This window comes from Phyllobacterium lublinensis (assembly GCF_020164435.1).
Lineage (GTDB): Bacteria > Pseudomonadota > Alphaproteobacteria > Rhizobiales > Rhizobiaceae > Phyllobacterium > Phyllobacterium lublinensis.
On the sequence record NZ_JAIUDQ010000017.1, the window covers coordinates 90770 to 100000 of the forward strand.

Genomic DNA, 9231 nt, shown 5'->3' on the forward strand with positions numbered 1-9231 from the left:
GGGTTATCTGTCCTGACTGTATCCGTTGGTAGGTCTCACTTCTATGAGGAAGAAATGCTTGACGTTGGGAAACTTCTTTGCCGCCGAGCGTGAGAGTAGCTCCATCCGCCGATCGTCAAATCCCGTTCTGCCCGTCTTGACGTCGTAGATGCAGGCTAGGTCGTCCCCAACGGGTTCGTAGATGTCGAGGCCGACTGTGTCCCTTTCTTTGCGTTTTATGCGCTCGTGATAATATTCATCTGGTGCGCCGTCGCGCGGCTTTTTGATGTACAACTCGGGATAGAGCCGACCCTCTCCAATCAAGTTTATCTCAAGCTCAACGCCAAGGTGAAAAGCCAATCCATAGCCCTGCGGCGACCCGCCTTCGGGCAACGCACCCATACTGGTTGCGATTTTGTTTACGACAGTCTGCACAGTAAAATATTCCGGACAGAATTTGTTCACCGTCTCGCGATCCACCTCGCGCACGCTTGCCCATACCTTGGCATCAGAATCTCCCTTGGTGAACTGTTTGGCACGCAGCGATAATATTGGAACAACATAAGGATCCTCCGCTGTGGCAACGGCGTTGTACTGCTGCACGGCTTCGGCAAGCGGGTACTCGAGCTCGGGCGCTTTCAGGAATGACAAGAGGCTCGTAGCTGAACGGATGACAGGATTGCTTCTTACGATCGCCCGAAGCGGAATCTCGCGATCGATCTGTCGACCGATTTGTTCGGCTCGCCCTATCCAGGAGCTGTTGCCCGGTTTGGATGCGCCTTGCGCCAAGGTTGCCCCGGTCAGAACCGGATCAATGGCGCCATTGCCATCGGTCCATTGGCCGCCGTCAGGATGGCCCGCTGGAACACGAGGTTGGTTCGGGTCGTATTTAAGGAGGAGTTCAAGTTCGTCCCAGAACCTGAGCTGCTCGTAGAGCATATCCTGTTGCCGCTCGAGCAACCGGTATTGCGCCTTCTCTTCGGCGAGCGGGATGCCCCGCTTCGGCGTCCTCAATCGAATATCGTTGGTTTTGATTTGGCGAATGAGCTGATGGTAAAGAGGATTTTCTTTTGGCGATTGATACATGAATAATGTCCTTGTTAAAGGACTATAATCCTATTCATGTGTCCGCCATCGTCAATTCTACATTAGTAGCATTTGCCCAGATCACCCATTGCGTTGGCTGGTGGGCTGACTCCTGCCATGACCAGGCTGTCCTGCCAGCCCGGTCGTGGCTCGTGTCAACTGCTAGTAGTCGATGACACCGTCCAGCGCATAATGCTTGACCGACTTGCGATTGGCGATCAGTTCGTCAACTGTCGGCGAGCCTGTCATGGCGCGCGAGATCGCAAGTTTGGTGGCCTCATAATTGGTCCGGTACAGATCCTTGCGGTCGAGGTTCTCGTCGTCGACACAGCGTGGATCGAGCCATACCGTGATGATCATGCACAGCTCGTCGGCCTCATCCTTCGGAAGGATGTTTTCAATGAGGCAATCGACAATCGCATCGCCCATGGCGGCCTGCACGACGCCACCCAGCAATTCGGCATAGGCCATGTTCTTGATGGTGACCTTGCTGGTCATCATTGTTGCCGGTCGAACCGCCTGGTTGAGGTCGCGGACGACAAACATGCGTGTATGACCCTTCACTTGTCCCATCATCGAGGCAAAGGCGTGTCCCACAGGACCCTTGACTGACCCGATGACAACTTCCGGCATGGCGTCTGTCGCCTGACCCTCGGCTGCCAGAACCGTTGCTTCACCTGTACGAAACCATATGTCGGTCATGTCTTTTCCCTTTGATTTGCTGTCCGACGCTATCGATAGCGCCTGTTTCACGTCCACTTGACGAAAGCTCGCTTGTCCTGAGGTAAGGCGGCGCCATACGGGAAGCCGCCGGCAGGCTTATTGCAAAGCCTTGTAAAGCGTTATCGTCGTCCTGCGGCCCTTGCTGTAGTTGATCCCCGAAACCGTCGCCACTGCCGCAACCGATTTCTCGCCCTCGGGCAGACTGCTGAAGAAAGCGTCACGTTCCCGCTCATCAACGGCCGCGATGGCGCAGGCCGGATCCGCCAGAATATGTTGCGCCGCGCCCGCACCATTGGTCAGCACCGTTGCCGTTCCGGCCAAAAACACGAGGCTTGGCTCCGTGAAGCTTGCGGAGGCGAGCACGCTGTTGTCGCACTGCCGGGCCGCCTTGAACGCATCGGCAATAGCCGGGCTCAGCCAGATCGGCGTCAGGGCCGGGACGACACCCCAGGTAAGCAGGCCGAAGGTAATAATCGCAAAAGTTGCAGCAGCTTGCATTGCTCCCTTGAGATTATGATTCAGGATGAGGCCGCTGGCGAAAAGGCCGGCCGCGAGGGCCGTGAAGAAGGCGATTATGCCTGGCAATGAGAAAGAGCCCGTCATCACATAGGGAAGGACGAGGCCCGCTCCCATGAATGCCAGTGTTGCCGCGGCAAGACCCAGCAGCGTCAGGCGCTCCAGCCATATCTGCCAGCGTCCGCGATAGGGTTCAGTGGCGATGCCGGTATCGATCGCCCATGCCATCATCAGCAACAGGGCCGGATAGGCCGGCAGGATGTAGTGCGGCAACTTGGTCGGGATGAGCTCCGTCACCAGCCAGAACGGCACGTACCAGGCGACCAGAAAGGCGAGGCGTGGATCCTCACGCAGTCGGCTCAGGGCATGCAGGCCGCCGCGAAGGGCCAGCACGCCGAACGGCCAGATGAAGACGACGAAGATCAGCGCGAAATAGCCGGGCGGCGCCCCGTGGCTTTCCTGACCCTCACCGACTTTGGAGAGGAAGTCCTTGTTGACGGATTCGTTGAAGAATGCGCCGCCGCTCTTCAGGGTGATAAGGATAAGCCAGGGCAGGACAATCGCCAGGAGGATGAAGAGACCGCTCAGCGGCTTCAACCGCTTGAGCCAGCGCCAGTCGCGGTAGAATGCGCTGAGCGCTGCCATGGTGAGCAAGCTGACAAACGGCGTGATCGGCCCCTTGATCAGGATGCCGACCGCGGTTGCCACCCAGAAAACCAGTGCTGGCGCCCATCTTTCCGGCGCCTGCATGCGGCTTGCCATCCAGATCCATGCGAGGCCACCCTGCGCAAAGACGACGGTAGCAAGGACCATGGCGTCGGTCTTGGCCACGCGTGCCTCAAAGCCAAGCATGACGATTGCGGCAAGCGCGATCCCGGCCAACAGGCCAGCACTCTGGCCAAAGAAGGCAGCGCCCAGCGCTGCAGTGCCAATCACGGCTACGGTTGCTCCCGTCACCGAAACCAGTCTGTAGACCCAGATGGGTGCATTGCCGTCGTGTCCGGCGAGCTTCAGCGCGGCGCTTTGCAGCCAGTAGATGCCGATCGGCTTCTTGTAGCGGGAGGCGTCCTGAAAGCGGATATCGACGTAATCGCCACTTTCGGCCATTTGATGCGTTGCCTGGACATAGCGCGATTCATCCCGGTCGAGGGGCGGTATCGAACCGATGCCGGGAAGGAAGGAGACAAGGCAGATGAAGATCAGCAAGAGGCAGTGACTGACGCGAAGCCGTCTCAGGCTACTGGGGGCTGCAGTGTGCGTTTCGGTCATCGATGCCACTGTGTCACGTGTCCTGCGTCATTGCTTTCTTCTCATTGGCTATCAGCCAGAGATTGCGGATGTATACGACAAGGCCGAGGCCCTGGCCGGCGATGAAGACCGGGTCCTTGCGCACGATGGCATAGACGAACAGCAGCGCGCCGCCGAACAGCGAGAAAAACCAGAATGTCACCGGCACGACGCTGCGTTTTGCCCGTTCCGAGGCGAGCCACTGCAGCACGAAGCGCATGGTAAAGCAGGCCTGTGCGAAAAAACCGAGCACGACCCAGGCATCGAACTGGGCGATGAAAACCGAGTGCAGCCAGTTGGTGATAGCGTCAGCCATGGCTGATCTCCGTAATCGTTGGAACGGTCTTGCGACGCTTTCTCAGCCACCAGACCCCGTACAGATCGAGAACGCCGCGCAGGCCGCGATCGAAGATCCCGTAATTGGACTTGCCGTGGCGCCGCTCGCGATCGACCACATCGACGTGTACGACGCCATAGCCTTCACGTATGACGAGCGCCGGCAGGTACCGGTGCCAACCGTCAAAGAACGGCAATTCGCGGAAGAGCTGTGTATGCAGGGCCTTCAGGCCACAGCCGGAATCGCGCGTATTGTCCTTGAGGATGGCTCCGCGCAGCTTGTTTGCATATTTCGACGCGATTTGCTTCAGCTTGGTATCGGTCCGCTTCAGGCGCTGACCGGCAGCAATGCCGACCGCAGGCCCGGCCTGCAGCAGCGCATCGGCCAGCCGGGGCAGGTATGCGGGGTCGTTCTGTCCATCGCCATCCATGGTGACGACGACCATGCCTTTCGCGGCAAATACGCCGGAGCGTACCGCCGCGCTCTGACCGGCGGACTTGTCATGGCGCACATGGCGTAGCGGCTTTCCGGCCTTCATCCTTGCCGCGAGCGCCTCGCCCGTTGCATCCGTCGAGCCGTCATCAACGACGACCACCTCGTAGCTGCGGCCATCCATGGCAGCATCCACTTCGTCGAGGAGAAAGGCTAGATTTGCGGCCTCGTTGCGGCACGGAATGACGATTGTGATTGCCGGATTGCTCAAGTCAGACGCTTTCGTAATGTCTCATCAGGGGCGCTCCATAACATTGAAAACCGCGCCTTGCTATCCTCATTTGTGTCACGGCGCCCCAATGGTGCGGGGGATAATCAGCGCCTGTTGCGGATGTCGGTCAGCGTCTTGGCCGGTGTGATCGCCTCTGGGTCGAGGCGGATTTCGATGATTGCCGGCTTGCGGCTCGCAACAGCGCGCTCCCATGCGCCCTCGAACTGCTCCGTCGTTTCAACGGTCTCGCCGTGACCGCCATAGGCACGTGCGAGCATGGCGAAGTCCGGGTTGGTCAGGTCCGTGGCAGACACACGTCCGGGATATTCACGCTCCTGATGCATGCGGATCGTGCCGTAGATATTGTTGTTGATCACGAGAACAATGATCGGAAGATCGTATTTGACGGCCGTTGCGAAGTCCTGGCCGTTCATCAGGAAGCAGCCATCGCCGGCAAAGCACACGACGGTGCGCTCGCGATAGAGCTGCTTGGCCGCGACAGCTGCCGGCAATCCGTAACCCATGGAGCCCGAGGTTGGGGCGGCCTGGGTTGCGAAGCGGCGGAAGCGATGGAAACGGTGCAGCCATGTGGCGTAATTGCCGGCGCCATTCGTCATGATCGCGTCTTCGGGCAATACACTTTCGAGATAGGTCATTATAGGGCCCATCGCCACCTTGCCCGGTCCGGTCTTCGGCGGCGTTGACCAGGTGAGATAGGACTTGTGGGCAATCTCGGCCTGTCCGGGCCAGTTGATATGGGAAGGGGCAGCGAGGTGTTCGACCGCTTCGGCAAAGGCGTCCGGTGCGGCATTGATGGCGAGACTTGGACGATAAACGCGTCCGAGTTCGTCCGCGTCGGGATGCACATGGATCAGCGTCTGCTTGGGGTAAGGACTATCCATCAACGTGTAGCCGGAGGATGGCATTTCCCCAAAACGCCCGCCGACAAGCAGAAGGACATCCGCTTGTCTGATGCGCGCTGCGAGGTCCGGATTGATGCCGATTCCCACATCGCCAGCATAGTTCGGATGAAGGTTATCGAACAACATCTGCCGGCGGAAAGAGCAGCCGACAGGAAGATGCCATTTTTCTGCAAAGCGAGTGATGGAGTGAACCGACCGTTCGCTCCAGCGCGAGCCGCCGAGGATCATGAAAGGGTTGGATGCGCCTTGCAGGAGATCAGCCAGCCTCTCGATGCTGTTGGGCGAGGGGCCGGTTTCAACCATCTGCCAGCCCTGTGCCGAGACGGCTTCGACCTCGTCTGTCAGCATGTCCTCAGGCAATGCCAGCACGACAGGGCCGGGGCGGCCGGATGTCGCCACCGAAAATGCCCGGGTGACGAATTCGGGAATGCGCCTTGCGTCGTCGATTTCCGCGACCCATTTCGCAGTATCGGCAAAAAAGCGCCGGTATTCGACCTCCTGGAAGGCCTCGCGCTCGCGGGCGTCGCGCTGCACCTGGCCGATGAACAGGATCAGCGGGGTCGAGTCCTGTTTGGCTATATGGATGCCGGGAGAGGCGTTCGTGGCACCCGGACCACGGGTGACGAAGCAGATGCCGGGCTTGCCGGTCAGCTTCCCCCAAGCCTCCGCCATCATCGTGGCGCCGCCTTCGGCGCGGCAGACGGTTACGCCGACATCGGCGTCATACAGCGCATCAAGCACCGCCAGGTAGCTTTCGCCCGGAACGCAGAAAAGGCGCTCGGCACCATTGGCGACCAACGCCTCAACGATCAGTTCACCGCCGGTTTTCATCAGTCATATCCTTAAGTTCGCTCGTTATTTCTGCACTGTGTTCACCAAGACGTGGGCTTGGCCGGTCATAGCTGAGTGGTGTCTTCGACATGAGAATGGGTGTGCGCACCGAAGGAATGCTGCTGCCATGTGCATCGTCGAGATCAAGCTTCAACTGGCGTGAAACGATCTGCGGATCATCGAACATTTCGCCGATCTGGTTTATCGGGCCCGCCGGTACAGCGTTGCTGGCGCAGGCTGCCAGCAGTTCGGCGCGCGTCTGTTTGACGGTCTCGGCACTGATCAGCTGCGTCAGTTCGGTGCGGTTTTCCAGCCGGGCACGGTTGGTCAGGAAGCGCGGCTCGCTGGCAAGATGTTGCAGGCCCACGATGCCGCAGAACCGGGCGAACTGGCCGTCATTGCCGACGGCGAGGATCATGTGACCGTCCGATGTCGGCACCACCTCATAGGGCGAAATATTCGGGTGTGCATTGCCCATGCGATGCGGGCTTTTCCCCGTCGCAAGGTAGTTCATCGCCTGATTGGCCATTACTGCCGATTGAACGTCAAACAACGCCATGTCGATCATTTGGCCTTCGCCGGTCTTGGCGGCATGCGCGAGCGCCGCCTGAATGGCTATGACGGAGTAAAGTCCGGTGAAGACATCGGCAACGGCAAGGCCGACTTTCTGCGGCTCTCCGTCGGGGTCTCCCGTTACCGACATCAGTCCCGACATGCCCTGGATGATGAAGTCATAGCCCGCCTGGGCGGCGTAGGGGCCAGACTGACCGAAACCGGTGATCGAGCAATAGACAAGGCGCGGGTTGCCTGCACTGAGCGACTCATAATCGAGGCCATATTTCTTGAGGCCCCCGACCTTGAAATTCTCCAGTACCACATCAGCGTTCCGGCATAGCGCCTTGACGGTTTCCTGACCTTCAGCCGAGGTGAAATCGACGGTGATTGAACGTTTGCCGCGATTGCAGGAGTGAAAATAGGCGGCGGAAAGATTCTCCCCCTCCTTGCTGGTGATGAAGGGTGGGCCCCAGCCCCGGGTCTCATCGCCGCCAGCGGGGTTTTCAACCTTGATAACGTCCGCGCCCAGATCGGCGAGAATCTGTCCGGCCCAAGGGCCGGCGAGGACGCGGGCCAGTTCGATGACACGTATTCCTTTGAGGGGGGCATCAGCCATGATTTTCAGGCACTCTTGAGCTTCATTGTCCGCCGGCTGACGACCTGTCCGGCCCAATCTACGAAATCTTGCATGACCACCTCCCGGTTGATCTCATTGAGACCTTCATGGCGAGTGTCTTCGTATATCCTCGCCGTGACATTCGTAAAGCCGAACTTGCGTAAGCGGCTTTCAAGATCTCTGATGGCCCTGCCTTTGGCCGTGGCCGGATCTTCTGCTCCGCCGACGAGATTGAACGGCATGTCGCGCGGCACGTTGTTCAGGAGGCCATCATCGGAGCCTGCGAAGATAAAGCCAAAGATATCGCGCCACATGCTTACGGTCGGATTCCAGCCCGAAAGCGGGTCGGCGAGATAGGCATCCACTTCATCCGGATCACGCGATAGCCAGTCAGATGCGGTCCGTCCGTTCTTGATGCTTCGGCCCCATTCCTGAAACGTAAGTTTGGGCAAGACCATGCTTGGAACATCCGACCCCAGAAACATGCGTTCGGCCCGCAGGATACCCTGTGCCAGGCGCCCAAGGACACCTGCCGAAAAGTTGGCATTCCAAATCGCCGCTGCATCGATCTTGCCCGGGTGCTTCAACGCGTAGTTGAAGGCAATGAGGCCGCCCATTGAATGGCCAAAGACAATCACTGGCAGACCCGGATGGCGGCTGTGGGACAGTTCATTGATTGCATCGACATCATCCAGCACGAGAGCAAGACCGTTGGATTGAGCAAAGCGCCCGGCCGGTGCGCCCGGCGCCTTGGTCAATCCATGGCCACGATGGTCGTGGGCGTAGACGTGAAAGCCTCTTGCGTTGAGAAACCGCGCGAAACGGCCATAGCGACCGGAATGCTCACTAACGCCGTGATTAATCTGGATGAGGGCACGTGGTGGGCCATCAGCGGGTGAAAAGCGCATGGCGAGCGTTGCCCCCGTTGCGGATGTCACCGGTTCTACGTCGTCAAATGCCATTCATGCCTCCCTTCGCAGTTTGAAAGGCTGGCGCACGATTAGTCAATGCGGAAAAAATCCGGGTTGAATCCGCCTAAATTAGTCCGATGCTGCACAATTAATAATCATGGATACTTTGATGCAATTTTATTTTGCAATACCCCTTGCAAACATCAAAAACATGCCGCAGAACTTCATTCCGAAAGACATCGGCTGCTGATGTTCTCGTCGATTGATACAACCGAAAGCACGCTAAATGAGTGTTGCATTGCAGGTTGAAAATCGATGATCCCGGCAATCCAGGTCTTGCCAGCTACATGGCCGTTCAAGGGAGAAGAGGACGCTCCCCGAATGCGGCACCAGAGGGGAAACCGGGTGACGGAAATATCCGCACCCGGTTTCGCTCGTTTTGGGCCAAGTTGACCGCGTGCATAAGGCCAACTTCAGTTAGATCGACATCCTGAGACTGTCTAAGAGCGAACTACCACAATCAATGCCGTCATCCTCGGGTTAAACCCGAGGACTGGGACGACGTAGAGGAGTGGTGTCAGGATAACGGCTTGCCAAAGCGCTGTGCATGGTTCGTAGCTCGACAGGCTCGCTATGATGAAGCTCACCATGAGGGACGTGGACTGATTGCAGGCAGTTATACTCTGCAGCGTTGGTGATTATCGTGCAGCCCACAGCCTCCCTCATGGTGAGCCCGTCGAACCACGCATAGCGCCGTTGCACGA

Annotated in this window: 8 protein-coding genes; all 8 read right to left on the reverse strand. The window is 58.5% G+C overall.

Annotation, left to right across the window (positions count from 1 at the left end):
* Positions 1-3: 3 nt before the first annotated feature.
* The 8 genes from K9U38_RS18775 to K9U38_RS18810 all read right to left on the reverse strand — a co-directional run bounded on the left by K9U38_RS18775 (position 4) and on the right by K9U38_RS18810 (position 8518).
* Positions 4-1065, reverse strand: coding sequence for a hypothetical protein (locus K9U38_RS18775; RefSeq protein ID WP_224495877.1), 1062 nt, complete (start codon positions 1063-1065; stop codon positions 4-6).
* 162 nt (positions 1066-1227) lie between these two features.
* Entirely contained in the window at positions 1228-1767 is a 540-nt protein-coding gene (fae, locus tag K9U38_RS18780; protein WP_224495878.1) for a formaldehyde-activating enzyme, read from the reverse strand.
* Between the two features lie 117 nt (positions 1768-1884).
* Positions 1885-3573 carry an ArnT family glycosyltransferase gene (locus K9U38_RS18785; protein WP_224495879.1) on the reverse strand — a complete coding sequence of 563 codons (1689 nt, stop codon included), beginning with the start codon at positions 3571-3573 and terminating at the stop codon, positions 1885-1887.
* 13 nt (positions 3574-3586) lie between these two features.
* Positions 3587-3907, reverse strand: a complete 321-nt coding sequence (locus tag K9U38_RS18790) for a lipid-A-disaccharide synthase N-terminal domain-containing protein (protein ID WP_106710275.1) — start codon at positions 3905-3907, stop codon at positions 3587-3589.
* Positions 3900-4631 (reverse strand): glycosyltransferase family 2 protein, encoded by a 732-nt coding sequence (locus tag K9U38_RS18795; protein WP_224495880.1) that lies wholly within the window; start codon positions 4629-4631, stop codon positions 3900-3902. The genes K9U38_RS18790 and K9U38_RS18795 overlap by 8 nt, the downstream gene beginning before the upstream one ends.
* A gap of 104 nt (positions 4632-4735) precedes the next feature.
* Complete coding sequence (locus tag K9U38_RS18800) at positions 4736-6385, reverse strand: thiamine pyrophosphate-binding protein (protein WP_224495881.1); 1650 nt, start codon at positions 6383-6385, stop codon at positions 4736-4738.
* A complete protein-coding gene (locus K9U38_RS18805) occupies positions 6369-7556 on the reverse strand; it encodes a CaiB/BaiF CoA transferase family protein (protein ID WP_224495882.1) in 1188 nt (395 codons plus the stop codon). The genes K9U38_RS18800 and K9U38_RS18805 overlap by 17 nt, the downstream gene beginning before the upstream one ends.
* A 5-nt stretch (positions 7557-7561) precedes the next feature.
* Positions 7562-8518, reverse strand: a complete 957-nt coding sequence (locus tag K9U38_RS18810) for an alpha/beta hydrolase (RefSeq protein WP_224495883.1) — start codon at positions 8516-8518, stop codon at positions 7562-7564.
* Between the last annotated feature and the right edge of the window lie 713 nt (positions 8519-9231).

Coding starts and splice junctions, on each gene's coding strand:
- K9U38_RS18775 (WP_224495877.1), bottom strand. CDS start 1,065: ATGTATCAATCGCCAAAAGAAAATCCTCTTTACCATCAGCTCATTCGC.
- K9U38_RS18810 (WP_224495883.1), bottom strand. CDS start 8,518: ATGGCATTTGACGACGTAGAACCGGTGACATCCGCAACGGGGGCAACG.
- K9U38_RS18790 (WP_106710275.1), bottom strand. CDS start 3,907: ATGGCTGACGCTATCACCAACTGGCTGCACTCGGTTTTCATCGCCCAG.
- K9U38_RS18800 (WP_224495881.1), bottom strand. CDS start 6,385: ATGAAAACCGGCGGTGAACTGATCGTTGAGGCGTTGGTCGCCAATGGT.
- fae (WP_224495878.1), bottom strand. CDS start 1,767: ATGACCGACATATGGTTTCGTACAGGTGAAGCAACGGTTCTGGCAGCC.
- K9U38_RS18805 (WP_224495882.1), bottom strand. CDS start 7,556: ATGGCTGATGCCCCCCTCAAAGGAATACGTGTCATCGAACTGGCCCGC.
- K9U38_RS18785 (WP_224495879.1), bottom strand. CDS start 3,573: ATGACCGAAACGCACACTGCAGCCCCCAGTAGCCTGAGACGGCTTCGC.